Source organism: Sphingomonas sp. DC1600-2 (assembly GCF_049897605.1).
Lineage (GTDB): Bacteria > Pseudomonadota > Alphaproteobacteria > Sphingomonadales > Sphingomonadaceae > Sphingomonas.
Genome location: NZ_JAFCWO010000005.1, coordinates 58,303 through 82,960, shown reverse-complemented (window position 1 = coordinate 82,960; position 24,658 = coordinate 58,303). Strand labels below are relative to the sequence as shown.

At 65.5% G+C, this 24,658-nt stretch carries 22 protein-coding genes; 14 read left to right on the top strand and 8 right to left on the bottom strand.

Annotated features, from left to right (window positions below):
- The first annotated feature begins 5 nt into the window (after positions 1 to 5).
- The 3 genes from ACP7BL_RS11835 (at position 6) to ACP7BL_RS11825 (ending at position 5,356) form a co-directional block, all read left to right on the top strand.
- A complete protein-coding gene (locus ACP7BL_RS11835; RefSeq protein ID WP_033967125.1) occupies positions 6 to 3,200 on the top strand; it encodes an efflux RND transporter permease subunit in 3,195 nt (1,064 codons plus the stop codon).
- Positions 3,197 to 4,678 (top strand): efflux transporter outer membrane subunit, encoded by a 1,482-nt coding sequence (locus ACP7BL_RS11830; protein WP_426258408.1) that lies wholly within the window; start codon positions 3,197 to 3,199, stop codon positions 4,676 to 4,678. The genes ACP7BL_RS11835 and ACP7BL_RS11830 overlap by 4 nt, the downstream gene beginning before the upstream one ends.
- A 141-nt stretch (positions 4,679 to 4,819) precedes the next feature.
- A complete protein-coding gene (locus ACP7BL_RS11825; protein ID WP_426258407.1) occupies positions 4,820 to 5,356 on the top strand; it encodes a GNAT family N-acetyltransferase in 537 nt (178 codons plus the stop codon).
- A gap of 54 nt (positions 5,357 to 5,410) precedes the next feature.
- Here the strand turns inward: ACP7BL_RS11825 and ACP7BL_RS11820 are convergent, their stop codons facing one another.
- Complete coding sequence (locus tag ACP7BL_RS11820; protein WP_052192537.1) at positions 5,411 to 5,743, bottom strand: phasin family protein; 333 nt, start codon at positions 5,741 to 5,743, stop codon at positions 5,411 to 5,413.
- Between the two features lie 243 nt (positions 5,744 to 5,986).
- Here ACP7BL_RS11820 and ACP7BL_RS11815 point away from each other — a divergent pair, with 243 nt between their 5' ends.
- Positions 5,987 to 7,015: a hypothetical protein gene (locus ACP7BL_RS11815; protein WP_426258406.1), complete on the top strand. Its 1,029-nt coding sequence runs from the start codon at positions 5,987 to 5,989 to the stop codon at positions 7,013 to 7,015.
- A gap of 63 nt (positions 7,016 to 7,078) precedes the next feature.
- Positions 7,079 to 7,582 carry a bactofilin family protein gene (locus tag ACP7BL_RS11810; protein WP_052192536.1) on the top strand — a complete coding sequence of 168 codons (504 nt, stop codon included), beginning with the start codon at positions 7,079 to 7,081 and terminating at the stop codon, positions 7,580 to 7,582.
- A gap of 84 nt (positions 7,583 to 7,666) precedes the next feature.
- On the opposite strand, the gene ACP7BL_RS11805 is transcribed toward ACP7BL_RS11810, so the two are convergent.
- The 5 genes from ACP7BL_RS11805 to ACP7BL_RS11785 are packed head-to-tail and all read right to left on the bottom strand — an operon-like array spanning position 7,667 to position 12,419.
- Entirely contained in the window at positions 7,667 to 9,082 is a 1,416-nt protein-coding gene (locus ACP7BL_RS11805) for a hypothetical protein (RefSeq protein WP_426258405.1), read from the bottom strand.
- 40 nt (positions 9,083 to 9,122) lie between these two features.
- Positions 9,123 to 10,517, bottom strand: a complete 1,395-nt coding sequence (gene lpdA / locus ACP7BL_RS11800; protein WP_426258404.1) for a dihydrolipoyl dehydrogenase — start codon at positions 10,515 to 10,517, stop codon at positions 9,123 to 9,125.
- Positions 10,510 to 10,920, bottom strand: a complete 411-nt coding sequence (locus ACP7BL_RS11795) for an acyl-CoA thioesterase (protein WP_209516533.1) — start codon at positions 10,918 to 10,920, stop codon at positions 10,510 to 10,512. The genes lpdA and ACP7BL_RS11795 overlap by 8 nt, the downstream gene beginning before the upstream one ends.
- The gene (locus tag ACP7BL_RS11790; RefSeq protein ID WP_033967106.1) at positions 10,913 to 11,125 is read right to left on the bottom strand and encodes a hypothetical protein; all 213 of its coding nucleotides are present in this window, start codon (positions 11,123 to 11,125) and stop codon (positions 10,913 to 10,915) included. Before ACP7BL_RS11790 ends, ACP7BL_RS11795 begins: the two co-directional genes overlap by 8 nt.
- Positions 11,126 to 11,132: 7 nt before the next feature.
- Positions 11,133 to 12,419, bottom strand: coding sequence for a pyruvate dehydrogenase complex dihydrolipoamide acetyltransferase (locus tag ACP7BL_RS11785; RefSeq protein ID WP_341203676.1), 1,287 nt, complete (start codon positions 12,417 to 12,419; stop codon positions 11,133 to 11,135).
- A 135-nt stretch (positions 12,420 to 12,554) separates the two neighbouring features.
- On the opposite strand from ACP7BL_RS11785, the gene ACP7BL_RS11780 reads away from it, so the two are divergent.
- The 3 genes from ACP7BL_RS11780 to ACP7BL_RS11770 all read left to right on the top strand — a co-directional run bounded on the left by ACP7BL_RS11780 (position 12,555) and on the right by ACP7BL_RS11770 (position 15,075).
- Positions 12,555 to 13,010 carry a universal stress protein gene (locus tag ACP7BL_RS11780; RefSeq protein WP_126845347.1) on the top strand — a complete coding sequence of 152 codons (456 nt, stop codon included), beginning with the start codon at positions 12,555 to 12,557 and terminating at the stop codon, positions 13,008 to 13,010.
- Between the two features lie 78 nt (positions 13,011 to 13,088).
- Positions 13,089 to 13,691: an anthrone oxygenase family protein gene (locus ACP7BL_RS11775; protein ID WP_426258403.1), complete on the top strand. Its 603-nt coding sequence runs from the start codon at positions 13,089 to 13,091 to the stop codon at positions 13,689 to 13,691.
- A 73-nt stretch (positions 13,692 to 13,764) separates the two neighbouring features.
- Positions 13,765 to 15,075 (top strand): M28 family metallopeptidase, encoded by a 1,311-nt coding sequence (locus ACP7BL_RS11770; RefSeq protein ID WP_426258402.1) that lies wholly within the window; start codon positions 13,765 to 13,767, stop codon positions 15,073 to 15,075.
- Between the two features lie 9 nt (positions 15,076 to 15,084).
- Here the strand turns inward: ACP7BL_RS11770 and ACP7BL_RS11765 are convergent, their stop codons facing one another.
- Both ACP7BL_RS11765 and ACP7BL_RS11760 read right to left on the bottom strand, forming a co-directional pair.
- Positions 15,085 to 15,981, bottom strand: a complete 897-nt coding sequence (locus ACP7BL_RS11765) for an RcnB family protein (RefSeq protein ID WP_033967069.1) — start codon at positions 15,979 to 15,981, stop codon at positions 15,085 to 15,087.
- A gap of 113 nt (positions 15,982 to 16,094) precedes the next feature.
- On the bottom strand, positions 16,095 to 16,580 hold the full coding sequence (locus ACP7BL_RS11760; RefSeq protein WP_209516548.1) for a GAF domain-containing protein: 486 nt from the start codon (positions 16,578 to 16,580) through the stop codon (positions 16,095 to 16,097).
- A gap of 96 nt (positions 16,581 to 16,676) precedes the next feature.
- Here ACP7BL_RS11760 and arfB point away from each other — a divergent pair, with 96 nt between their 5' ends.
- The 6 genes from arfB to ACP7BL_RS11730 all read left to right on the top strand — a co-directional run bounded on the left by arfB (position 16,677) and on the right by ACP7BL_RS11730 (position 24,654).
- Positions 16,677 to 17,099 (top strand): alternative ribosome rescue aminoacyl-tRNA hydrolase ArfB, encoded by a 423-nt coding sequence (arfB, locus tag ACP7BL_RS11755; RefSeq protein ID WP_033967061.1) that lies wholly within the window; start codon positions 16,677 to 16,679, stop codon positions 17,097 to 17,099.
- Positions 17,100 to 17,179: 80 nt separating this feature from the next.
- Complete coding sequence (locus tag ACP7BL_RS11750) at positions 17,180 to 17,794, top strand: TetR/AcrR family transcriptional regulator (protein WP_033967062.1); 615 nt, start codon at positions 17,180 to 17,182, stop codon at positions 17,792 to 17,794.
- Between the two features lie 327 nt (positions 17,795 to 18,121).
- Positions 18,122 to 18,517 carry a hypothetical protein gene (locus ACP7BL_RS11745; protein ID WP_033967064.1) on the top strand — a complete coding sequence of 132 codons (396 nt, stop codon included), beginning with the start codon at positions 18,122 to 18,124 and terminating at the stop codon, positions 18,515 to 18,517.
- Positions 18,514 to 19,788, top strand: coding sequence for an efflux RND transporter periplasmic adaptor subunit (locus tag ACP7BL_RS11740; RefSeq protein WP_426258401.1), 1,275 nt, complete (start codon positions 18,514 to 18,516; stop codon positions 19,786 to 19,788). The genes ACP7BL_RS11745 and ACP7BL_RS11740 overlap by 4 nt, the downstream gene beginning before the upstream one ends.
- 256 nt (positions 19,789 to 20,044) lie before the next feature.
- Positions 20,045 to 23,242, top strand: a complete 3,198-nt coding sequence (locus tag ACP7BL_RS11735) for an efflux RND transporter permease subunit (RefSeq protein ID WP_426258400.1) — start codon at positions 20,045 to 20,047, stop codon at positions 23,240 to 23,242.
- Between the two features lie 8 nt (positions 23,243 to 23,250).
- A complete protein-coding gene (locus tag ACP7BL_RS11730) occupies positions 23,251 to 24,654 on the top strand; it encodes an efflux transporter outer membrane subunit (protein ID WP_426258399.1) in 1,404 nt (467 codons plus the stop codon).
- Positions 24,655 to 24,658 lie beyond the last annotated feature (4 nt).

Below are 24,658 nucleotides of genomic sequence, written 5' to 3'. Positions count from 1 at the left end.
CGCCCGTGATCTCGCGCATTTTCATCGACCGGCCGATCTTCGCCTGGGTCATCGCCATCATCATCATGCTTGGCGGGATCGGCGCGATCTATACCCTCCCCGTCGAGCAATTCCCCGATATCGCGCCGCCCAACGTCAACATCCGCGCGACCTATCCCGGCGCATCGGCCGAGACGCTGGAAACGTCGGTCGCACAGGTGATCGAGCAACAGCTCACCGGCATCGATGGCTTGCTGTATTTCAGCACCAGTTCCTCCTCGCGCGGCCAGGTCAACATTTCCGCGACCTTCGCCAAGGGCACCGATCCCGACATCGCACAGGTGCAGGTGCAGAATAAGGTCCAGCAAGCCCTGCCGCGCCTGCCGCAGCAAGTGCAGCAGCAGGGCATTACCGTCACCAAGTCGAACCCCGACTTCCTGCTGATCGCCGCGATTTACGACACCAGCGACCGTACCACCAACCAGGACGTGTCGGACTATCTGGTTTCCAACCTGCAGGATTCGATCGGCCGGCTGAAGGGTGTCGGCGATATCAACGTGTTCGGCGCGCAATATGCGATGCGCGTGTGGCTCGATCCCAACAAGCTCGCCAGCTACAGCCTCATCCCGGGCGATGTCGTCAACGCGATTACCGCGCAGAATACCGAAGTCGCGGCCGGCGAAATCGGCGGCACGCCCAACGGACCCGAACAGGTGCTCAACGCCACGGTCACGGCGCAGTCGCGCCTGTCGACCCCCGACCAGTTCCGCGCGATCGTGCTCAAGACCCAGCCCGACGGATCGACGGTGCGGCTGTCCGACGTCGGCCGGATCGAGCTCGGCTCAGAGAATTACGGCATCACCAGCCGTGTCAACGGCCATCCCGGCGCAGGTCTCGCGGTCAGCCTGGCACCGGGCGCGGATGCGCTCAGCACCGCCGAACTGGTGAAGAGCGAGATCGAGCGCGCCTCGAAAAACTTCCCCAATGGCTATGCCTACAGCTTTCCGCAGGATTCGACCGCGTTCATCAAATTGTCGGTCGAGGAAGTCGAAAAGTCGCTGATGGAAGCGATCGCGCTGGTCGTCGTCGTCATGTTCGTGTTCCTGCAAAGCTGGCGCGCGACCTTGATTCCAACGATTGCGGTGCCCGTCGTGCTGCTCGGCACCTTCGGTATTTTCTCGCTGGCTGGGTTTTCGATCAACACGCTGACCCTGTTCGGGCTGGTGCTGGCGATCGGTTTGCTGGTCGATGACGCGATCGTCGTCGTCGAGAATGTCGAACGCCTGATGGACGAACATCCCGAAATGTCGCCGCGCGACGCGACGATCAAGTCGATGGACGAAATCACCGTCGCGCTGATCGCGATCGCACTGGTGCTGTCGGCGGTGTTCCTGCCGATGGCGTTCTTCGGCGGTTCGACCGGTGTGATCTACCGGCAATTTTCGATCACCATCGTATCGGCGATGGGGCTGTCCGTGCTGGTCGCGCTCGTGCTGACCCCGGCGCTGACCGCCACATTGCTGAAGCGTAAGGACAAAACGAAGCAAGAGAGCTGGCTCGACCGCAAGACGCGCGGTGCCTCGGAATGGTTCAACACCGGGTTTGACCGTATGGTGACGCGCTATGGCAATGCCGTGTCGCGCGTGGTCGACCGCAAATGGCTGTTCCTGCTGATCTACGCCGGGGTCGTTGCGATCCTCGCGATCATGTTCGTGCGCTTGCCGACCGGCTTTCTGCCGACCGAGGACCAGGGCATCGCGCAGATCCAGTTCAACCTCGCACCCGGTGCGACGATCAACCAGACGCGCGCGGCGCAGATGCAGATCGAGAAATACTTCTCCGGCCCAGAGGCCAAGAATGTGGACGGATTTCTGACGGTTGCCGGCTCGGGCGGCGGCGGCGTGGCCGGCGGGCAGAATGCCGGCCGCGGCTTCATCGCGCTCAAGGATTGGGCCGATCGCAAGGGCGCGGTCAACGGGGCCGACGCGATCACCCAACGCGCGACCAAGGCCCTGAGCGGGCTGCGCGACGTCGAATTTTACGCGACCGTCCCGCCGATCGTGCGCGGACTTGGGCAATCCAACGGCTTTACGATGGAGTTGCAGAATACCGGCGGGCTGAGCCGCACCGATTTCAAGGCCGCGCGCGACAGCTTGCTTGCGGCGGCGCGCGCCGATCCGACATTGGCCGCCGTGCGCCCAACCGACCTTGACGATCAGCCGACGCTCAAGGTCGATCTCGACGCGCAGAAACTCAGCGCGCTCGGGCTCACCCAGTCAGACGTCAACACCACCTTGGCGACCGCCTGGGGCGGCCGCTACGTCAACGATTTCAACGATCGCGGTCGGGTGAAACGCGTCTATGTCCAGGGCGACGCGCAGTACCGCGCGGCCCCCGAGAATCTTGCGCAATGGTATGTCCGCGGATCGAGCGGGGAAATGGCCCCCTTCTCCGCTTTCTCCACCATTTCATGGAGCAAGACCCCGCCGACGCTCGCCCGCTTCTCGGGCATCTCGTCCTATGAGCTGTCCGGCCAGGCCGCCCCGGGCACCAGCTCGGGTACGGCGATGAACCGCATGAGCGAACTGGCCGCGCACTATCCCGGCATTAGCGTGGCGTGGAGCGGTCTGTCCTATCAGGAACGACTGTCCTCGGGACAGGCACCGTTCCTCTACGGCATTTCGCTGCTGGTCGTGTTCCTGTGCCTTGCCGCTTTGTATGAAAGCTGGTCGATCCCGATCGCGGTGCTGCTGGTCATCCCGCTCGGGCTGGTCGGTGCGATCTTCGCGGTCACGCTGCGCGGGCTGCAGAACGACGTCTATTTGCAAATCGGGCTGCTGACGACGATGGGCCTTGCCGCGAAGAACGCGATCCTGATGATCGAATTTGCGGAACAGGCCGAAAAATCGGGCAAGCGCGTGATCGAGGCTGCGCTGGAGGCTGCGCGCATTCGCTTGCGGCCGATTTTGATGACCAGCTTCGCCTTCATCTTCGGCGTGCTGCCGCTCGCCATTTCGACCGGCGCGGGCGCAAACAGCCGCATCGCCATCGGTACTGCGGTGATCGGCGGAATGCTGACCGCGACGATCCTCGCGATCTTCTACATTCCGCTGTTCTTCGTGCTGGTCCGCCGGGGCACACGCGACGTGTTGAAGCATCTGCACCACGAACACCCCACCCCGCCCGCTGCGGCCCCAGGCCAGCCGGAGACGACGGCATGATCCGCAAAACCATCCCGCTGATCGCGCTGACGTCACTCGCAGCGTGTTCGATGGCCCCCAAATATGTGCGGCCAGATCTGCCCGTGCCGCCGAGTTGGCCCGTCGGCGATGCGTATCTGAAACAGAGCGAAGCGGCGCTGCCGAGCGTCAGTTATCGCGACATTTTCCGCGATCCGCGCCTGCAAAAGATCGTCGAGCAGGCGCTGGTCAACAATCGCGATCTACGGATCGCGGCCGCCAATATCGCGACGGCGCGGGCGCAATATCGCATTCAGCGCGCGGCATTGTTGCCCGAAGTCGATGGCGGGCTCAGCTTCAGCCATCGCGACAACGGGACCAGTGGCGTCTCCTCGGGCAGCACCGGCGGATCGACGAGCGGCGGCACAACGACCGGCGGATCGGGGGTTCGCGACACATATTCGGCCAGCCTGGGCATTACGGCGTTCGAAATCGATCTGTTCGGTCGCGTTCGCTCGCTGACCACCGCCGCGCAGAACAGCTATTTCGCGACCGAATCCGCCGCGCGCGCAACCCGACTGACCTTGGTCGGTGACATCGCTTCCGCCTGGCTCAATTATGCCTCGGACCAGAGCCTGTTGAAGATCGCGCGCGATACCGCGGACAACGCGCAGCGCAGCGTCACGCTCACCAAGGCGCGGCTCGACGGCGGCGTCGCGCCGCGCACCGACCTCGACCAGGCGCAGATCGTTCAGCAAACCGCGCTGTCCGACCTCGCGACCCAAACCACCGCCGTCGCGCAGGACATCAACGCCCTGCAGTTGCTGGTTGGCGCGCCGGTCGACCCGGCCTTGCTGCCGGCTTCTATCGACGAAGCCGCCCCGACGATCGCAGAGCTGCCTGCGGGGCTCGATTCGGGCATCTTGCTGCGCCGTCCCGACGTGGTGCAGGCCGAATATACGCTGCGCGCCGCCAATGCCCAGATCGGTGCCGCGCGGGCGGCGCTGTTCCCGCGCATCTCGCTGACCGCCCTCGCCGGGCTCGCCAGCACCTCGCTCAGCAGTTTGTTCACTGGCGGTGCCTTCAATTATTCGGTTGCGCCCAGCGCGAGCTATCCGATTTTCCGCGCGGGGGCCGGCCGTGCCGGTGTCGCGCAATCGCAGGCGCAACGCGACGCGGCGCTCGCCAGCTATGAAAAATCGATACAGACCGCCTTTTCCGAAGTGGCCAATGCGCTTGCCCGCCGCGGCACGATCGGAAACCAACTGGCGGCGCAAGAGGCACTGACCAAATCCGCGGGTGACAATTACCGCCTGTCGGAGGCGCGCTATCGCGGTGGGATCGACACCTTCCTGCAGAGCCTGGTCGCGCAACGATCGCTCTATTCGGCGCAGCGGACGCTCGTAACGACGCAATTGACCGGGGCCACCAATCTGGTGACGCTGTACCGGGCACTTGGCGGGGATGCGGCGTTGGACGTTACTCCGGCAGGTCCGCAACCGGTCACACCGCGCCCGTGAGCGCGGGACTGGGGATTGAGAAACATTTTACCCGCGCGAGAGGTGACAATCGCAGACGGGCATGCCAGCCTCGGTGCCGGAGCGGTCGATCGGATGGCATAGGCCAGGCTTGATCGCGGGGGCTTTGGGGAAACGATCAGCATGGGTCATCACATTCGCCGGTTCGCGGCAAAAGACGAAACGGCGATGCAAGCTTTTGCCGAACGCTTGCCCGAGCATGACCTGTTGTTCCTCGGGCGGGATTTGCGGCATCCGCGCGTGATCGCCGCCTGGGTTGAGGCGATCGGAGAAGGCGCGATCGACAGCCTCATCGCCGAGGACGATCAGGGGAGGCTGGTCGGCGCGGCGGCGTTGGTGCGCGACCCGCTGGGCTGGAGCGGCCATGTCGGCGAAGTCCGTTTGCTCGTCTCGCCGGAGAAGCGGGGGGCCGGGCTGGGCCGCGATTTGCTCGAGGGCATTTACGCGATCGCGATGGACCGTGGCCTCACCAAATTGACCGCACAGATGACCCCGGATCAGATAGGATCGGTGATGCTGTTCGAGAGCCTGGGCTTCCGCGCCGAGGCGCTGCTCAAAGGCCAAGTCCGCGATCGCGCCGGGACGGCCTATGACCTCACCATTCTCAGCCATGATATGCCCGTTGCCGGGAAATCCCGGACTGTCGAGGACCCAGCCTGACCCTCCCCTTATTGTCCGCAGACAAGGGCACCCGGAGCGAGCGCCCTTGTCCGGTCACGCGTCCCCGCGCACTGCCCCCACCGCGTCGCGACCGAATTGCAGGATCACTTCACCGATTTCGCGCGCCTGGGTCATGCTGCGGCTGCCCTGTTCGCGCAGAAATTCGCCTTGAATCTTCATCACTTCCGAAAGATCCTTGGCTGAGGCGGCAGCGCGCATCGCGGCAAACGCCTCTCGCGTGTTGGTTTCGGCCTGGTCCAGCAACTTAAGCCCGACACTGGCGCTGTTCTCGGCGATCTTCGTGCCGGCGTCGCGAATCGATTCCGCCGCCTTTTTGGCCGGATCGGCGATTGTCTCCTTGAAAGCGTCGCTTGCTGTATCCGTCATGCGCTCGTTTCCTTCTGCTGATACGCCGTCTTCAAACGGTCAGTCGCGTCAACGCACGAGCAGACGAAGGGTGGCGGTCTCTCGCCGCTTGGCTGCAGCATCGTCACTCTCCGGCCGACGTCTTATGCGTCGCGGCACCGATGGTGAACCTCGCCGCGTCCCGGAGCAAGAGGCGTTGGCTTCTCTGCAAAGAACGGCTGCGACCTTAACGCGGCCTTAGCCCGACATTGGCAAGACAAACGGGTGAACGCCGCCTTCATCACGATGCCTGCGCGCCCGGAACGGCAGCGCTTGCCGCCAGTAGCCGTGTCGCTGCCGATTGCCGGGGCGTTCGTCATTGCCGCCACGCTTTGGGCGACGCCCTTTGCCGCATTTTGCGCTCTGCTTGGCATCGTTGTCGTGGCACTTGCCGGGCTGGCGGTACTGCGGCGGCTCGATACGGCCGAGCCCGGCCGACGTGCAGCGCTTTTCGCGCTTGGGCCGTGCGTCCTGTTCGGTGCGGGCCTGGCCGACCTGAACGATGCACTGTGGATGGCAGCCTGTCTGATGGCGCTCGCCGCAGCGCTCGATCGCCGCCATATCCTGATGCTGCTGTGCTGGGGGAGCGCTCTGGGCATCGATCCGCAGGCGATGTTCGTCGCGCCCTTTTTTCTGGCATTGCTCATCGATCGGCGCGTCCCGGTATGCCGTTGGGCAGTCGCCCCGCTGGTCGCCGCAGCGACGCTGGCGGCGCGTTTCGCGGCAGGCTGGCCAATAGGCGGCTGGGCCTGCGCCTTTTTCGTGAAGGCCGACGACGTTCAGCAGCTTTCGGTCAATGCCCCCAATATCTGGACGATCGTACAGGTGCTCCCCCTCGGGGGAGTTCCGCTGTCCGGACTCGCCTTAGCGGCGACTATCGGGGTCAGCGGTGCCTATGTCGCGCGTATTTCAACGCTGCGACTGAGCGGGCATTCGCTTGTGGCGGCGGCCTTGCTCGCTTCGCTGATCATGGCGGGGCTACTGCCGCACCTCCACCCAAGCGGCGTCTTTCTCGCCGACATGCTCGTGCTGATCCTCGCGCTGAGCAAGCGCGACCCTGCGAGCTGGCGCATCGCATTACTGGTACAAGCCGGATCGGCGCTTGGCGTTTTGGCGGACCTATCGGGGCTTGGCGGCCTCGCCATCCTTGGCGCGGGAGCGCTGGTGACGGCAACGCTGTGGCTCGCGCGCAGCGTCCTGAAGCCCGCAGCCAACGACAATCCCCTTATGGCACGCCAGCCCGCGAGAACTTAGTTCTGTAATTTCTGCAGGCTATGGTAGCAAAACTCCAGATTCGGGGTGTGTGGGGACAGGTAGATGGCGATTTTCACGAGCAATTCGCGCGGCGACCGGGATGCGGGTTCGGGGCTTCCCCCAGCGCCGCCGACGCTGTCGCAAAACGCCAATGGCAAGCGTGGCATGTTCTCGGTCCTTGGCCCAGACGTGGTGATCACCGGAAATGTCGCGGCCACCGCAGATTTGCACATCGACGGTCGGGTCGACGGGGACGTCCATTGCGCGACGCTCGTCCAGGGCAATGACAGCCGCATCAACGGTGCGGTAACCGCCGAAATCGCACGCCTTGCCGGTGCGATCGAGGGCTCGGTCTCGGTCCGTCAGCTTACGATCGAACGGGCTGCCCGCATCGTCGGCGATGTCGAATATGAATCGATCGCGATCGAAACCGGTGCCTCGATTGATGGGCGTCTGAAGCACATCGCGGCCGACTCCGGCACGCGCGCCTTCGACCGCACCCCACCCGTCACCGCGAAACGCGACGACGATGTGGTGCAATTTACGACGGCACCGACCGCCGCCTGATCGACTCCCCCCCCCCCGGCCCAAGCATTGCGATCCAAAGGGTTCGCGTGCTTGGCCGGGCGCGGTCATCAACCGCCGCGTTTCCTACCGCAGCAAATCGCGATAGCTGGTCGGCGGAGTCGGCAGGGTCAGCCGTGCCACGGTTCCAGCAACCAGCACCACGGCAAGGGCCAGTCCGCCGATCCGCCCAGCGCGCTTGCTTTGCCGCCAGTCCCCCCACAACAGCACCGTCGCCAGTGCCGTCGCAACCATCGGCCACAAATGGTAGCGCAGGTCCGAGGCAATGCTGAGCGCGCCGAAACTCAGCTCCAGCGTGATCGCCGAAACCAACAGCGCCAGCGCCAGGTCACGCGGCGGTCCGCTCGCACGGGGAGCGGCCACCGCCAGCCCGACGATCGCAACCGTCAGCCACGCAAAGGGCCACCCCAGCGGCGTCTCCGCCATCCACCGCGCGGCCACCTGCCACCCGCGCGCCACCACGCCGGGATTGCCAAGGGCAAAATCGTTGGGCTCGCTCCGCGCGGGCGGAGCCGCCCCCGCCCAGCCAGCCGGCACCAGCCAGCGCTCGGTAGAATTGAAATGCGCCAGACGGTGCGCCGCATAGGCGACGGGATTGCGAAAGATCGCAGCGAGCAGCATTCGATAGAGGGCTCCGGCAGGCAACCGCTGCAGGCGCGCCACGATGGGTGCGCAGCGCGTTTCCTCGCCCAGCGGATCCCAGAAATAGGGTTTTACGCAATGCCCGGCCTGCAATGCCCGCGCTTCGAGCGGAGTAAAGCCAATCGCCGTATCGGGCGCGCGCACCGCAATTCCGGCCAGATCATAGAGCGCTTCGGTTCGCTCGACCCCGCTCGACGTCGCTCCCAACGGTCCGTGATTGAGGATCGGTGATACCATCAACACCGCCGCCACGCCCGCCAGACCGAGCGCGAGCCGCGTCCACCAGCGCCACGTCCCGAACAGCATCACCGCCAGCGGCACGGTTGCGAACACCGCATTTGCGCGCACCAGCGTGGCATAAGCCAGCAACGCCGCCACCGCGATCAGCGTCCATACCGGGACCCGCGCACCCCGGAGCCGCCACCACGCGACCGCACCACACGCCGCCAGCACAGCGCCAAGCATTTGCGTGTCCTTGAGCACCACCGCTTGCCAACCGAGGAACAGCGGCAGCGCGCCAATCGCCAGCACGGCCGCAGCCGCCCCGCCCCGCCCCAGCCGCGCCAACGCCGCTGCGATCAGGCCGAACCCGGCCCAATACAACACCATCTGTGCAACGAACATCGGCTCGCTTGTGCCACCGAAGGCGGCGTGGAGCAGGCTCCACATCCGTGCCATCGCGGGCGGGTGCCAGTCTTCATAGGCCCCGCTCAGCACCTGGGCGAACTGGCCGACGCTATCGTACATCGCGATGCCCGGCCAGAACAGCGCCAGCGCGCCCGCCAGCAATAGCAGCGTCACCCCGGCAACCGTCCAGATGCGGGGCGGCGACGGTATCATATAGGTCGCGGACGTCCCGCTACGGGCGCACGAGCATCCATCAGATGTGCAACGCGCGACCGTACGCGCCGAGCACGCTTTCGTGCATCATTTCGCTGAGCGTCGGGTGCGCGAACACCGTTTCCATCAGCTCGGCCTCGGTCGTTTCCAACTGGCGCGCGATGACATAGCCCTGGATCAGTTCGGTCACTTCGGCACCGACCATGTGTGCGCCGAGCAATTCGCCGGTCTTGGCATCGAACACCGTCTTGACGAAACCCTCGGCCTCGCCGAGCGCAATCGCCTTGCCATTGCCGATGAAGGGGAATTTGCCGACCTTCAGCTCGTAACCCGCTTCCTTGGCCTTGGCCTCGGTCAGCCCCACGCTCGCGACTTGCGGGCGCGAATAGGTGCAGCCGGGGATGTTCCACTTGTCGAACGGATGCGGCTTGAGGCCCGCCAGTGCCTCGACGCAGACGATGCCCTCATGGCTGGCCTTGTGCGCGAGCCACGGCGCGCCGGTCACGTCGCCGATCGCATAGATCCCCTCGACATTGGTGCGGGCATAGCCATCGACCTTGATGTGGCCGCGATCGGTTTCGATCCCCAGCGCTTCCAGCCCGATATTCTCGGTATTGGGCACGATGCCGATGGCGACGATGACATGGCTGAACTCCTCAGAGGTCACCGTGCCATCCTTACCCTTGATCTTGGCGGTAACGCCCTTGGGCGACGTGGTCAGGCCTTCGAGACCGGTGCCGGTCAGCAGCTTGATTCCCTGCTTGGTCAGCGCCTTGTCCATGAAAGCGGAGACTTCTTCGTCTTCCACCGGCAGGATGCGCGGGAGCATCTCGACGATTGTAACATCGGTGCCCATGTCATTGTAGAAGCTCGCAAACTCCACGCCGATCGCGCCCGAGCCGATGACCAGCAGCTTGGTCGGCATTTCGGTCGGCACCATCGCGTGGCGATAGGTCCAAATGCGCTCCCCATCCGCCTTGGCGAAGGGCAAATCGCGCGCGCGTGCGCCGGTGGCGATGATGATGTGCTTGGCTTCCAGCTCGGAGGTCTTGTCGCCCTGCTTGACGCTGAGCTTGCCCTTGCCCGTCAGCGTGCCGACGCCTTCATAGACCGTGACCTTGTTCTTCTTCATCAGGCCCTTGACGCCAGCGTTGAGCTGGCCCGCCACCTTGCGGCTGCGCTCGACGATCTTGGGCAGATCGAAACCAACCTTCTCGGCCTTCAGGCCATAGGATTCGGCGTGCTGCATATAGTGATAGATTTCCGAGGTGCGCAGCAGCGCCTTGGTCGGGATGCAGCCCCAATTCAGGCAAATGCCGCCCAGCCGCTCGCGCTCGACAATGGCGGTCTTGAGCCCGAGCTGCGCCGCGCGGATCGCGGCGACATAACCGCCGGGGCCGGAGCCGAGGATGACGAGATCGAACGTATCAGCCAAGGGAGGATCCTTCTTGTAGCGGAACTACTTTAAGCGGGAGCGGACGGTCGTCCTCCCCCATCGAAACCAATGTAAAGCGGCCGGCCGCGGCTTGCGAGGTGCCCTCGCCGTGCCGGTCGCGTCGCCAGACCTGTACAGCGACGGTCATCGAGGTCCGCCCGGTGCCAACGATCTCGGCATGAAAGCTCACCTCATCGCCAATCTCGACCGGAGCGGTGAAACTGAACCCATCGGCCGCCACCACCGGCGCGCGTGCGCCGCAAAAGCGCGAGGCGACCGATCCGGCGGCCAGCGCCATCTGCCCCATCAGCCAGCCGACGAAGATCTTGCCATAAGGGTTCGCATCGCACGACATCGCCGTCGCGCGAATCGCGGGCGGGTAGTCGGGGGGAAGCTCAGCCATCGGCGGGCCGGTCGTCGTGATCCGCCCGCCAGGCCAGCCGCAACGGCCGGATTCCCATCAACACCACCACGACCATCACGCCGTAGGCGACACCCCAGATCGTCGCGGCGGCATGGGGCAATGCCCAGACCGCCCCCGCCGCAAACACTGCCGTCGCGAAAATGCCCGCCGCGATGTGGAGCAACTCGATGAGGGTGCGACGCATCGACGGATTATGCCAGCATCGACAACGGCGCTTCGACCAGCGTCTTGAACGCCTGCATCAGTTGCGCGCCGTCGGCACCGTCGATCGCGCGGTGATCGAAGCTGCCGGTGGCCGACATTACCGTCGCCACGCCGAGCGTGTCGTCGATGATATAGGGACGCTTCTCGCCCGCGCCGATCGCCATGATCATGCCCTGCGGCGGGTTGATGACTGCCTCGAACTGCTTGATCCCGTACATGCCCATGTTGCTGAGCGAGGCGGTGCCGCCCTGATATTCCTCGGGCTTCAGCTTGTTGTCGCGCGCGCGCGCGGCGAGATCCTTCATCTCGGTCGAGATCGCGGCCACACCCTTGGTGTCGGCCCCGGCGATGATCGGCGTGATCAGCCCGGTCGGCGTCGACACCGCGACCGAAATATCGGCACGGCTGAAGCTGATCAGCTGGTCGGGGGTGAACATCACGTTGCACTTGGGCACCTGGATCAAGCTGGCGGCGAGCGCCTTGATCAGCAGATCGTTGACCGACAGCTTTACGCCGCGTGGCTCCAGCCCCTTGTTGAGCTCGCCACGCAGCTTGAGCAGCGCGTCGAGCCGGATGTCGACCGTCAGATAAATGTGCGGAACCGTCTGCTTCGATTCGGTCAGGCGGCGCGCAATCGTCTTGCGCACATTGCTGAGCTTTTCGGCGGTGTGCGGAATGTCGGGGATTGCGGCGGGCTTGGCCGGGGCGACCGCCGCCGGCGCGGCGGGTGCCGCAGCAGCTTCGGCGGCCTTGGGTGCCGCCGTGGCACCGGCCTTCGCGCCCTCAAGATCGGCCTTCACGATGCGTCCATTGGGGCCCGAACCGGTGAGCGTGGCGAGATCGATGCTCTTCTCCGCCGCAATCCGGCGCGCGAGCGGGCTCGCCTTCACGCGATCGCCGCTCTCGGCCTTTGGCGCAGGGGCCGCCGGGGTTGGTGCGGGGGCCGCCTTGGCCGCCTCCGGCGCTGGCGCAGCGACGGGAGCCGCAGCGACCGGTGCAGCCTTCGGGGCGGGTGCCGCATCTGCACTTTCGCCCTCGGCGATCAGCGTGGCGATGACGGTGCCGACCTTCACATTGTCGGTCCCTTCGGCCACCAGGATCTTCCCGATCACCCCTTCATCGACCGCCTCGAATTCCATCGTGGCCTTGTCGGTTTCGATCTCGGCCATCAGGTCGCCGGATTTGACCGTATCGCCCTCTTTCACCAGCCATTTCGCCAGCGTGCCTTCCTCCATCGTGGGGGAGAGAGCTGGCATTTTGATTTCGACCGGCATCAACGCGTCCTCATCTAACCGAATCCGTAGCGCCCGTCTCTCGCGCCCGATGCGCGAACGGTCAAGACCACTGCTTGTCAGACGCATCGGTTCGCCCCACTTAAGCGCGACAATCGCTTCAGGGGGCGGGCGACAATGCGCATTTATCTGGTGGTGATCGACGAGACGCCCGAAAGCAGCATCGCCTTGCGCTTTGCCGCGCGGCGCGCGGTAAAGACCGGCGGCGGGGTGGAAATCCTGGCGCTCGTACCCCCCACCGAATTTACCGCCTTTGCCGGGGTGCAGGCCACGATCGAGGAAGAGGCACGCCACCATGCCGAGGGACTGGTAGCGGCAGCGGCGGGGGCCCTGATCGAAGAATCGGGCCTGAAGCCGCAGATCACGGTGCGTCAGGGCGAAGGCCCCAAGGTCATTCGCGAGATGATCGCCGCCAATCCCGACATCGCCGCGCTGGTGCTGGCGGCAGCGGCGAGCGGCGCGCCCGGCCCGCTGGTCGCGCATTTCGCCGGAGCCGACACCGGTGCCCTGACCATCCCGCTGATGATCATTCCCGGGTCGCTCGACCGCGAGGCGATCGACCGGTTGAGCTGATCCGGCGCACCCGAAATCGCTAAACGGACGCGAACGAGCGCGGTACAGCGATTTCGGAACGGTATAGGGATGTCGGAGATGACCCGTCGCGAGAATATCACCAAAGCGTTCCTGTGGCTGGCGGTGCTGGTCGGCGGCCCCTTGCTCGGCGCGAAGCTCTTCGATCTGATCGTGCTTGCCGGGGCGTGGAGTGCCCATCCGCCGCATTCGCTGGCGATGATGCCCTATGGCAAAGCGTGGCCAGTCGATACCGGTGTGTTCTTCATCCCCTTTTCGGCAGCGATGCTGATTGCCGCGTTCGGCGCGCTGGCGGCGGGCTGGACGACGCCGTGGCGCTATCGCTGGCTGCTATGCGTCCCGTCGCTCGGCATTCTGGCGCTGCTCGTGCTGACCGTCATCGCCTTTTGGCCGATGAATGCCGCGCTGTGGTATCACGGCATCGCCTCCCCGCGGGACACGATATCAGACGCCGAATCGGTCGCCATGGCGCGGCAATGGGTGGAACTGGACTGGGTGCGCGTCGCAGGTGCGGCGGCCGCGTTCGTTGCGGCGCTGCGCGCGCTCACCTTGCCGTGGCCAACCGAGGTGGCTCCACGCGATTCGCTGGTCGTCCGGTTGCTGCTTTGGGCTTTCCTGGCTGGCGTGGCCGCGTTCGTCATCTGGTTCGTCTCGAACATCTAGCCCGCCAATCCCGCCTTATGGGGACGGCGGACAGCAACTTGCGTCGCTTCCGATATCCCGCCACCATATGCCCATGCGTTCCCTCCCCACCGCAGCCGCGCTCGCCATCGCGACGCTCACCACCCCCGCTTTCGCGCAGGATACCGCCCCGGACCCGGCACGGCTGAAGGCCACCGTCGAAAAACTCGTCAGCTTCGGCACGCGCCACACGCTCTCTTCCGCCGATGATCCGGTGCGCGGCATCGGTGCCGCGCGGGCGTGGGTTGCTGGCGAAATGACGCGGATTGCCGATGCGTGCGACGGCTGCATTACGGCCGCCAATATCGCGCGCACCTTCACCAACGCGCGCGCGCCGAACGGCGTCAACGTGGTCGACGTACTCGGCTTCCAGCAAGGGCTCGACCCCAAGCGCGTGATCATCGTCGGCGCGCATATCGACAGCCGCGTCAGCGACGCGATGGACGCCACGCACGACGCCCCCGGTGCGAATGACGATGGCTCGGGCGTCGCCCTGGTGCTGGAAGCGGCGCGGATCCTGTCCAAGGAAAAATTCCGCGCGACGATCGTCTATGCCGTGTTCTCGGGTGAGGAACAGGGGCTGTTCGGCGGCACCCTGCTGGCCGAAACCGCCAAGCAGCGCGGCTGGACCGTCTCCGCGATGCTCAACAACGATATCGTCGGCAACACGATGGGCCAGAATGGCGTGCGCGTCGCCGACCGCGTCCGCGTCTTTTCCGAAGGGATCCGCGCGACCGAGGACGTGCCCGCGCAAATGGCACGGCGCGGCAATGGCGGCGAGGATGACGGCCCGTCGCGCGCCCTCGCCAAGGCGATCGATGGAGTGGCCGGCACGCTACCCGGCGGGCTCGACGTGTTCGTCGATCGCCGCCCCGATCGCTTCGGGCGCGGCGGCGACCATGAGCCGTTCCTGAAACTCGGCTATCCTGCGGTCCGCTTCTCGGTCGGGGCCGAAAACTGGACGCAGCAGCACCAGGACGTCCGTGTGGAAAACGGCATCGCTTACGGCGACACCGTCGACAAGATGGATTTCCCCTATCTCGCCAAGGTCACCGCGATCAACGTCGCCACCATCCGCCGCCTCGCCGCCGCCCCCGCCGCGCCGGAGGGCGTGACGGTCGCGGGCGCACTGAGCTTCGACACCACAGTGAAGTGGAAACCGGTCGCGGGTGCCGCCGCCTATCGTATCCACTGGCGTCGCAACGACGCGCAGGACTGGCAGAAATCCACCGATGTCCCCGCCTCCGCCACCAGCACGGTGCTGAAGGACATCAGCGTCGACGACCATTTCGTCGGGGTCGGCGCGGTCGCGGCGAACGGGGCGGAAAGCCTGGTGACCTTTGCCGGCCCCGAACCGCGCGGCTAAGCGGCCGCGTTAGCTCCCCTGGACCGGCTGTTCGACCTTACGGCAGCCACAGCTCGGCCGCCGCACGGGACGATAATGCCGCTTTGGCGCGGCGCGATAGACCCGGCGCGCCGCGACATAGCGGGTCCGAGATTCCTCGATATATTCGGTCGTGGTGGTGGTCGTCGTCACGATCGGCGGGCCCTGGATCACCACGGTCGTCGTCGGACCAGCATAAGCATAGCCGCTCGCTGCATAGCCGCCCTGGACATAACCACCGGTCGAATAGGTGGTTACGGTGCGGTTTTGCACGACCGGAGGCAGGGAAATGTAAGGCTGGGAACCGTAAGACGGGCCATAGGATTGGCTGTAGCCGCTGGCATAACCGTCATATCCGCCCTGACCATAGCCAGCGCCATCCCAATCGAGCCCGTTCACCGAATCCCACACGCGCCCGCGCCCATCGACCAGCACGGCGTCGTCATAATAGCGATGCCAGCTATAGCCCGCAGGCGGCGGGGCGAGGCCGTAGTTGCCGTAATCGGCGATATAGAAGCTCGGCGAGAACCAATATTGCGGCAACGCATAGCCGCGATGCGGGCGGCGATAGGCCTTCCAGCCTCCGGGTGCGTTGTTCCCACCCGACCAGTGCCCGCCATTGTTGCCACCCCAGCGCCGTGGCACGCTCGGCTGCGGCGGGCGACCCGGGTAAGAAGGTGCGGGATAGGACTGCGGCGGCGCGGCTTGGCCGGGATAGGCCACCGGCGGCATCTGCTGTGGCGGTGCCGGCATCGACGGTGCGGGATAGGATGGCACCGGATAAGGGGCCCCGGCGGCACCGCCACCCTGCCCGATTCGCTGCGCTTCCGCCCCGCCCGCGCCGAACGCGGTAACCATTGTGAGGGCAGCAAGAGCTAGGGTTCGCATGGTAAACTCTCCGGTTGCGGTGCCGCCGCCCAAAGGCACGCCACCAAATGATTAACGGACAAGCTACCATTTTCCGCAGTTTTCCGCCACATTCGGGTGTGTCCCGAAACGGATCACCCCGCGATGCGCGCCGCCAGCACCGCCATCAGCGCTTCGCATCCAGCCGCATCCGCGGCATCGAAGCGTGCGGGCGTGGGGCTGTCGAGATCGAGCACGCCGATCAAACGCCCGTCATGGACGATTGGCACGACCAGTTCCGACCGGCTCGCCGCATCGCAGGCGATGTGGCCGGGAAAGGCGTGGACATCCTCCACCAATTGCGTCTGGAGCGTCGCCGCCGCCGTGCCGCACACGCCGTCGCCGATGGCGATGCGGATGCAGGCGGGTTTGCCGAGAAACGGCCCGACCACCAATTCCCCTTCGATCAGCCGATAGAAACCGGCCCAGTTAAGATCGGGCAGATATTGCCAGATCAGCGCCGCGACATTCGCCATATTGGCGATCGCGTCGGGCTCCCCCGCGGTCAGCGCGTCGAGCGCGGACTGGAGGTCGCGGTAAAGCTCGGCCTTGGACTCCGCCGAAATCGTAAAATCGTACATTGCTATCTCCGTCGCGCTCCATTTGGCGAAGCATGAGGGACGGAACAAGCCCGCAACCAATCGACCAACGCCTGCGCATGTTTTAGGAGGACGCACATGGTCGCCATTCCCGTCACCCGATCGATCAGCATCGACAGCGACGAGCTGCAGGAATCCTTCACCCGCGCCGGGGGCCCCGGCGGACAGCACGTCAACACCACCGACAGCGCCGTGCTGTTGCGCTTCGATGTCGGCGCATCGCCATCGCTGCCCGATGCGGTGAAGAACCGGCTGGCGGTGCTGGCAGGATCACGCCTCACGCGCGACGGCGTGCTGGTGCTGCGCAGCGAAGGCGCACGTTCGCAATTGCTCAACCGCCAGGAGGTGCGCGAACGCCTGATCGAGCTGATCCGCGAAGCGACCATCGTCCCCAAACGTCGCCGCCCCACCAAGCCCTCCAAAGCCGCCAAGGCCAAGCGGATGGAGGGCAAGACCAAGCGCTCGACGGTAAAGTCGCTGCGCGGCCGCGTTACCGACTAGGGGGCGCAAAGGCTCTGTCGCGTGCCTCGGACAATCACGACACTGGACCTTTGGCGACAGCGGCCTATATACCGCTCGGTATGAATAGCGTTTGTTCCCTCCCAGCCACGAAAGGCCGCCCGCGCGAATTCGACCTCGACGAAGCGTTGGCGGCGGCGTTGCTGGTGTTCTGGCGCAATGGCTATGAAGCCGCGTCGATGACCGAATTGACCAGCGCGATGGGCATCACCAAGCCCAGCCTCTATGCGGCGTTCGGCAACAAGGAAGCGTTGTTTCACAAGGCACTCGACCTCTACGAGCGCGAAAAGCTGGCCTATATGAAGTCGGCACTCGAAGCGCCGACCGCGCGTGGCGTGGCCGAGCGGCTGTTTCGCGGAGCGCTCGAAATTCAGATGAGTACGTGCGACCCCAAGGGCTGCCTCGGAGTCATCAGTTCGGCCACCTGCGGAGCCGAGGCCGAACCGATCAAGGCCGAAGTCGTCAAGCGCCGGGCCTCTTCGGAAGCCGCCCTGATCGCGCGCTTCGAACAGGCCCAGGCGGCGGGCGAATTGCCCGACGGAATGACCCCGGCCGCGCTGACGCGCTATTTGTTCGCGATCCTCCAGGGTCTGGCGATTCAAGGGGGGTCGGGCGCCACCTGCGAAGAACTGTCGCAACTGGTCGAAACCAGCATGGCGGTCTGGCCGACACAGTAAGGACCGGAATAAATATTCCGACCGGTACAGAAAGCGGTTGACGCACTGCACAACCGCTTTATATACCGAATGGTATTCAAACCGGGGCCTAATGTGGAGCCGGTGTCGGAAAAAGGGTCTCCGCCAATGTCCGTCGCACTCATCTGATTGATCCGTCAGCGGTTCGACCGACTGGCGTTCCACTTTTTTTAGCTGGTCGACAGGAGCGCCGCGCGCTTGCTGCCCAGGTTTTGCACGCTTGAAGACAGTTTTGCCGGGACGACCGCTCGTTCCCGCTCGGGGCTGTTCGCCCACAGGATTGCCAAAGACCCAAAAGGGGGATTTTTCATGGCTTATCTGGATATCGATTCAATGTTCGCTGGCCCCGTCACCACGTCGACCGACGATGCCGCGACGACCCCGCAGGAGGGCTTCTCCGCACTCGAATGGAGCGTCATCGCCCTTGCGCAGCGCGACACCCTCGCCAGCCTGACCGAACCCGGCCGCATGTCGCGTGCGCTGGGTAGCCTGTTCGGGCGGGGCCCGTCCTCCCGGCTGGCCGACCCCAAACTGGAAGCGTTACGCCGCGCGGCGGTGCTGGCCCGCCATCGCGGGTTCGCGCTGCCCATGTCCGAAATCCATCATTTCCATTCCGTCGGCTTCAGCGAAGCGCAGATGGAAACGCTCGTCACCAGCGTGACGGGCATGCGCGTCGGCCGGACCGACCAGAGGATCGCCGCATGAATATGATTGCCCCCATCGATACCACCCAAAATGTCGTTCCCGACGCGTCGCATCCGCCTGTAAAGCGGTGGACTCGCTGGCAGAAACGCACCGCCATCATCGTGCCGATCGCCATTGCCGGTGTGATCGGCGTGAAGCTGTTCGATCATTCCGATGCGGTCGCCGCCGCGCCGCCGCCCGCGCCCGTCACCATCGCCACCCCGCTGGTGCGCGAGATCAGCGAATGGGACGATTATGTCGGCCGCTTTGCCCCAAGCCGGACCGTCGAAGTGCGACCGCGCGTGGCGGGCGAAGTAACCGGCGTCCACTTCCGCGATGGCGAAGTCGTGAAGCAGGGCCAGTTGCTGTTCACGATCGACTCCCGCCCCTTTGCCGCCGCGTTGGCTGAGGCACGCGCCAATGAGGCTAGTGCACAGAGCGCGCTGGTGCTGGCGCGCAACGATCTTGGGCGTGCAACGCGGCTGATTGCCGATGATGCGGTTTCCGCCGGGGAAATCGATGCGCTGCGCGGCAAACTCCAGGCGGCGCAAGCGGCGCTGGCGGCGGCACAAGCCCGCGTCCGCGCCCGCGCGCTCGACATGTCCTTTACCCAGATCCGCGCGCCGATCGGCGGGCGCATCTCCGATCGCCGGGTTGACCCGGGCAACCAGGTCGCGGGCGGCGAAGGCACCGGAGGCACGGTGCTGACGACGATCAACGCGCTCGACCCGATCTACTTCACCTTCGACGGGTCGGAGGCGTTGTTCCTCAAGACGCAGCGCAACCGCCAACCAGGTGCCGCCGCGCCCGCAGTGGAAATCCAGTTGCAGGATGAGACCAGCCACCGCTGGAAGGGCAAGCTCGACTTTACCGATAACGGCCTCGACACGCATTCGGGCACGATCCGCGGCCGCGCGGTGCTGCCCAATCCGGGGTTGTTCCTGACGCCGGGCATGTTCGGCAACATGCGGCTCGCCAGTGCCGGGACCAAGCCTGCTTTGCTCGTCCCCGACGATGCGGTGCAGACCGACCAGGCGCGGAAAATCCTGCTGACGGTGGACGCCAACAATGTCGTCACGCCCAAGCCGGTGACGCTGGGCGCAGTGGTCGACGGGATGCGGGTGATCCGCTCCGGGGTTGGCCCGAACGACCGGATCATCATCAAGGGTACGCAAATGGCGATGCCCGGTGCCAAGGTCGCGCCCACCGTCGGCAAGATCGTGGCGTCGGCGGATACGGCAGCACCCACCGCACAGCCGATCGCGGGCGAAGCGACTTTGTCCGGGCATTAAGAAGATTGCGAGGATCGTTTCCAACACACGCACCCTTCCCCGTTCGCCCTGAGCCTGTCGAAGGGCACCTCTCCAAGCGGACGCCCGCTCCCGTGGAGAGGAAGGCTTCGACAAGCTCAGCCCGAACGGGTCGGGGGCGCGGTTTGAAAACGACCCCAGCCGAATAGCAGACCGATTCATCACTGCCGTTCCTCGCCTGGGCCCCGGCGTTCGCCGGGGTGGGATGGGGTGTGGCCGCCGTTTAGGAACATGCACCATGCGCTTCTCGCGCTTCTTCATCACCCGGCCGATCTTCGCCGGGGTCATCGCGGTGGTCATCACCATCGTCGGGCTGATCGCCTATCTCGGCCTGCCGGTGTCGCAATATCCCGACATCGTGCCGCCGACCGTCACCGTCAGCGCGGTCTATCCCGGTGCCTCGGCCGAGACGGTCGCGGAAACCGTCGCCGCGCCGATCGAGCAGGAAATCAACGGCGTCGACAACATGCTGTACCAGTCGTCGCAATCGACCGGCGACGGCAAATTGACGATCACCGTCACCTTCAAGATCGGCACCAACCTCGATGCAGCGCAGGTGCTGGTGCAGAACCGCGTCGCGGTCGCGGTGCCGCGCTTGCCGGAGGACGTGCAGCGCCTCGGCGTCGTCACGCGGAAAACCAGCCCCGACTTCCTGATGGTCGTCAACCTCGTCTCGCCCGACAACTCGCTCGATCGCGGCTACATCTCCAATTACGCGCTGACGCAGGTGCGCGATCGCCTCAGCCGCATCGACGGCGTCGGTGACGTGCAATTGTTCGGCGCGCGCGATTATTCGATGCGCATCTGGATCGACCCCGGCCGCGCCGCTGCGCTCGATCTGACGGCAGGCGAAATCGTCGCCGCCTTGCGCGCGCAGAACGTCCAGGTCGCCGCCGGTACGCTCGGCCAGCCGCCTTATGCCACCGGCAACGCCTTCCAGCTCAACGTCGAGACGCAAGGCCGCCTGACCGACCCAAAGCAATTCGCCGATGTGGTGATCCGCACTGACAAGGACGGCCGCCAGGTCAAGGTATCGGACGTTGCCCGCGTCGAACTCGGCGCGCAGGATTATGGTGCCAACACCTATATCAGCGGCAAGCCAACCGTCATCGCCGCGGTGTTCCAGCGTCCCGGTTCCAACGCGCTCGCCGCCGCGCAAGCCGTGTCGGCCGAGATGGAGGCGATGTCGAAGAAATTCCCCAAGGGCCTCGCTTACCGCGTCATCTACAATCCGACCGAGTTCATCGCGCAGTCGATCGACGCGGTGAAGCACACGCTGATCGAGGCGATGATCCTCGTCGTCCTCGTCATCCTCGTGTTCCTGCAGAAATGGCGCGCGGCGATCATCCCGATCGTGGCAATCCCGGTCTCGCTGATCGGCACCTTCGCGGTGCTGGCGGCCGTCGGCTATTCGCTCAACAACCTCTCGCTGTTCGGGCTGGTGCTGGCGATCGGCATCGTCGTCGATGACGCAATCGTCGTGGTCGAGAATGTCGAACGCAACCTCGAACACGGGCTCTCGCCATTGGAGGCGGCGCGCAAGTCGATGGACGAAGTGTCGGGCGCATTGGTCGCGATCGTGCTGGTGCTCTGCGCGGTGTTCATCCCGACCGTGTTCCTCACCGGCCTGTCGGGTGCCTTCTACCGCCAGTTCGCGGTGACGATCTCGACCGCGACGATCATCTCGCTGCTGCTCTCGCTCACACTGTCGCCAGCACTCGCGGCGATGCTGCTCAAGCCGCACGCCTCGGCGGATTCGGGTGGCCGCATCACGCGCTTCGTCCGCCGCGCAGGCGACGCCTTCAACCGCACCTTCGAACGGATGAGCGTCGCTTATGGCACTCTCACCCACCGTCTCGTCACCGCGCCGCGCAAGATGATGCTGGCCTATGGCGCGCTGATCGCGCTCACCGCCTTCGTCTTCACCGTCACCCCCTCGGGCTTCGTCCCCGCGCAGGATCAGGGCTACTTCCTGACCGTCATCCAGTTACCGCCCGGCTCCTCGGTCGAGCGTACCGATGCGGTGATGCAGAAGGTCGCCAAGCGCATCCTGCCGCTCGCAGGCGTCAAGGGCGCGGTCATGCTCGCCGGGTTCGATGGCCCGTCGCAAACGCTCGCCCCCAACAGCGCCGCTGCCTATATCCCGCTCAAAAGCTTCGAGGAGCGCCAGAAACTCGGCGTCACCTTCGCCGGGATCATGGCCGAAGCACAGAAAGCCACCGCCGACATCAACGAAGCGCGTTTGCTGATCGTCCCGCCCCCGCTGATCCAGGGGATCGGCTCGGCCGGTGGCTATCGCATGATGGTGCAGGACCTGCAGGGGCATGGCTATCCCGAAATGGGCAAGACCGCGTATGGCCTGATCGGACAGGCCAACCAGACCAAGGGCCTTGCCCAGGTCTATACCTTCTTCGATACCGCCACCCCGCGCATCTTCGCCGATGTCGATCGCACCAAGGCCAATCTGCTGGGCGTACCGCCCGAACGCGTGTTCGAGGCGTTGCAGGTCTATCTCGGCTCGGCCTTCGTCAATGATTTCAACCTGCTCGGGCGCACTTATCGCGTCACTGCGCAGGCCGATGCACCGTTCCGCAACACCACCGCCGACATTGCCAATCTGAAGACGCGCTCGAACACCGGGCAGATGGTGCCGATCGGATCGGTCTCGACCTTCCGTGACAAGACCGGGCCGTATCGCGTCGTGCGCTACAATCTGTTCCCGGCAGTCGAGGTCGATGGCGACACCGCCAGGGGCTATTCCTCGGGCCAGTCGCTGGTTGCGATGGAGAAGCTGGCCGATAGCACCTTGCCGACCGGCTATGCGCATGAGTGGACCGGCATCGCTTTCCAGCAGAAATCGGCGGGCAGCACGGCTGGCCTCGTCTTCGCCATGGCAGTGCTGTTCGTCTTCCTGGTGCTCGCCGCGCAATATGAGAGCCTGACGCTGCCGCTTGCGATCATCCTGATCGTGCCGATGTGCCTGTTGGCGGCGATGACCGGGGTGAACCTGCGCGGCATGGACAATAACGTCCTCACGCAGATCGGGCTCGTCGTGCTGATCGCGCTTGCCGCCAAGAATGCGATCCTCGTGGTCGAATTCGCCAAGCAGGCCGAGGAGCAGGATGGCCTGTCGCCGGTCGAGGCGGCGGTGCGGGCGGCGCGGGACCGGTTGCGCCCGATCCTGATGACCAGCTTCGCCTTCATCCTCGGCGCCGTGCCGCTGGTGATTGCCGAAGGTGCCGGTGCCGAACTGCGCCAGGCGCTCGGCACGGCGGTGTTCTTCGGGATGATCGGCGTCACCGGCTTCGGCTTGCTCTTCACCCCTACCTTCTACGTCGTCGCGCGGGCGCTGGCGAAGCGGCTCGAGCGCCGCCGCCCCGCCCCCGTCGAGCCATATGGCCCCGTCGCGCCCCACGCGCTGCAGCCAGCCGAATAGGAACGATCATGAAAGCCGCCCTCCTCACCAGCCTCTCCGCGCTCGCGCTCTCCGCTTGCGCCGTCGGGCCCAACTATGTCGCACCGATCGCGCCACCAAGCGCCACCGCGCCGTTCGTCACCGCCAATACGGCGACCGTCACCACGCCCGCAGACCAGAATTGGTGGCGGATGTACCGCGATCCGGCGCTCGATGCGCTGGTCGCCGATGCGCTTGCCGCCAATACCGATCTGCGCGTCGCGGTGGCGCGGCTCGATGCGGCCAAGGCGTCGCTGCGCGGCGCGCGGGCCGACCGCTTGCCGCAGGTAACCGCAGGCGCGAGCGGCACCTATGGCCGTTTGCCGCAATCGCAGCGCCTGCCCGGCAGCAACCGCGAAGCGGCGGTGTTCGATACGGGGTTGGACGTCTCCTATGAAGTCGATCTCGCCGGTCGTGTCCGCCGCAATATCGAGGCGGCACGCGGCGATGTCGCGGCTTCTGCCGCCGATGCCGATGCGGTGCGCGTGGCAATCGTCGCGGCCACCACCCGCGCCTATGTCGACGCCGCCGCTGCTGCCGAACGGCAGGCGGTGGCCGAACGCATCGTTGCCTTGCTGAGCAAATCCGCCGAACTGACCGGCAAGCGTGTCGACGCCGGGCGCGCGACCAAGTTCGATTATGTCCGCATCGCGACGCTGCGCGACCAGCGCGCCGCGCTCGTGCCCGCGATCATCGCCGAGCGGCAGGCCGCCTTGTTCCGCCTCGCAACGCTCACGGGCCGCACCCCGCAGGAGTTGCCCGCTGCGGCAAGTGCCCGCACCACCACACCGCGGCTCGACCAGCCGATCCCGGTCGGTGACGGGGCCGGGCTCCTCGCGCGCCGCCCCGACGTGCGCGCCGCCGAACGCCGCCTGGCCGCCGCGACCGCGCGGATCGGGGTGGCGACCGCCGACCTGTACCCGCATATCACGCTCGGCGGATCGGGCGGGGTGACGGGGCCTTCGCTGGACGACCTGTTCACCGGCGGTCCGGTGCGCTGGCTGGTCGGCCCCTTGCTCAACTGGTCGCTCAACCAGTCCGCCGCCCGCGCAAAGATCGCAGGTGCGCAGGCCGACACGCGCGGCGCGCTCGCGAGCTTCGATGGCAGCGTGCTCACTGCGCTTGAGGAAACCGAAACCGCGCTGTCGACTTATGCCCGCGAGCTCGACCGGCGCGCGCAACTGCAATCGGCGCGCGACAATGCCGAGACCGCCGCCCGCATCACCCGCGCCCGCCAACGCGAAGGGACGATCGACTTCCTCGAAGTGCTCGACGCCGAACGCACCTTTGCCGATGCCGATGCCGATGTGGCCGCCGCCGACGCCCGCATCGCCGATGCGCAAATCGACCTGTTTCGTGCACTGGGCGGCGGCTGGCAGACACGGGTCAGCTAGTTCC

Bases quoted from the DNA above. Each gene is read 5' to 3' on its own strand.
- ACP7BL_RS11830 (WP_426258408.1), top strand. From the start codon at position 3,197: ATGATCCGCAAAACCATCCCGCTGATCGCGCTGACGTCACTCGCAGCG.
- ACP7BL_RS11825 (WP_426258407.1), top strand. From the start codon at position 4,820: ATGGGTCATCACATTCGCCGGTTCGCGGCAAAAGACGAAACGGCGATG.
- ACP7BL_RS11820 (WP_052192537.1), bottom strand. From the start codon at position 5,743: ATGACGGATACAGCAAGCGACGCTTTCAAGGAGACAATCGCCGATCCG.
- ACP7BL_RS11810 (WP_052192536.1), top strand. From the start codon at position 7,079: ATGGCGATTTTCACGAGCAATTCGCGCGGCGACCGGGATGCGGGTTCG.
- ACP7BL_RS11805 (WP_426258405.1), bottom strand. From the start codon at position 9,082: ATGATACCGTCGCCGCCCCGCATCTGGACGGTTGCCGGGGTGACGCTG.
- ACP7BL_RS11795 (WP_209516533.1), bottom strand. From the start codon at position 10,920: ATGGCTGAGCTTCCCCCCGACTACCCGCCCGCGATTCGCGCGACGGCG.
- ACP7BL_RS11790 (WP_033967106.1), bottom strand. From the start codon at position 11,125: ATGCGTCGCACCCTCATCGAGTTGCTCCACATCGCGGCGGGCATTTTC.
- ACP7BL_RS11785 (WP_341203676.1), bottom strand. From the start codon at position 12,419: ATGCCGGTCGAAATCAAAATGCCAGCTCTCTCCCCCACGATGGAGGAA.
- ACP7BL_RS11780 (WP_126845347.1), top strand. From the start codon at position 12,555: ATGCGCATTTATCTGGTGGTGATCGACGAGACGCCCGAAAGCAGCATC.
- ACP7BL_RS11775 (WP_426258403.1), top strand. From the start codon at position 13,089: ATGACCCGTCGCGAGAATATCACCAAAGCGTTCCTGTGGCTGGCGGTG.
- ACP7BL_RS11770 (WP_426258402.1), top strand. From the start codon at position 13,765: ATGCGTTCCCTCCCCACCGCAGCCGCGCTCGCCATCGCGACGCTCACC.
- ACP7BL_RS11765 (WP_033967069.1), bottom strand. From the start codon at position 15,981: ATGCGAACCCTAGCTCTTGCTGCCCTCACAATGGTTACCGCGTTCGGC.
- ACP7BL_RS11760 (WP_209516548.1), bottom strand. From the start codon at position 16,580: ATGTACGATTTTACGATTTCGGCGGAGTCCAAGGCCGAGCTTTACCGC.
- arfB (WP_033967061.1), top strand. From the start codon at position 16,677: ATGGTCGCCATTCCCGTCACCCGATCGATCAGCATCGACAGCGACGAG.
- ACP7BL_RS11750 (WP_033967062.1), top strand. From the start codon at position 17,180: ATGAATAGCGTTTGTTCCCTCCCAGCCACGAAAGGCCGCCCGCGCGAA.
- ACP7BL_RS11745 (WP_033967064.1), top strand. From the start codon at position 18,122: ATGGCTTATCTGGATATCGATTCAATGTTCGCTGGCCCCGTCACCACG.
- ACP7BL_RS11740 (WP_426258401.1), top strand. From the start codon at position 18,514: ATGAATATGATTGCCCCCATCGATACCACCCAAAATGTCGTTCCCGAC.
- ACP7BL_RS11735 (WP_426258400.1), top strand. From the start codon at position 20,045: ATGCGCTTCTCGCGCTTCTTCATCACCCGGCCGATCTTCGCCGGGGTC.
- ACP7BL_RS11730 (WP_426258399.1), top strand. From the start codon at position 23,251: ATGAAAGCCGCCCTCCTCACCAGCCTCTCCGCGCTCGCGCTCTCCGCT.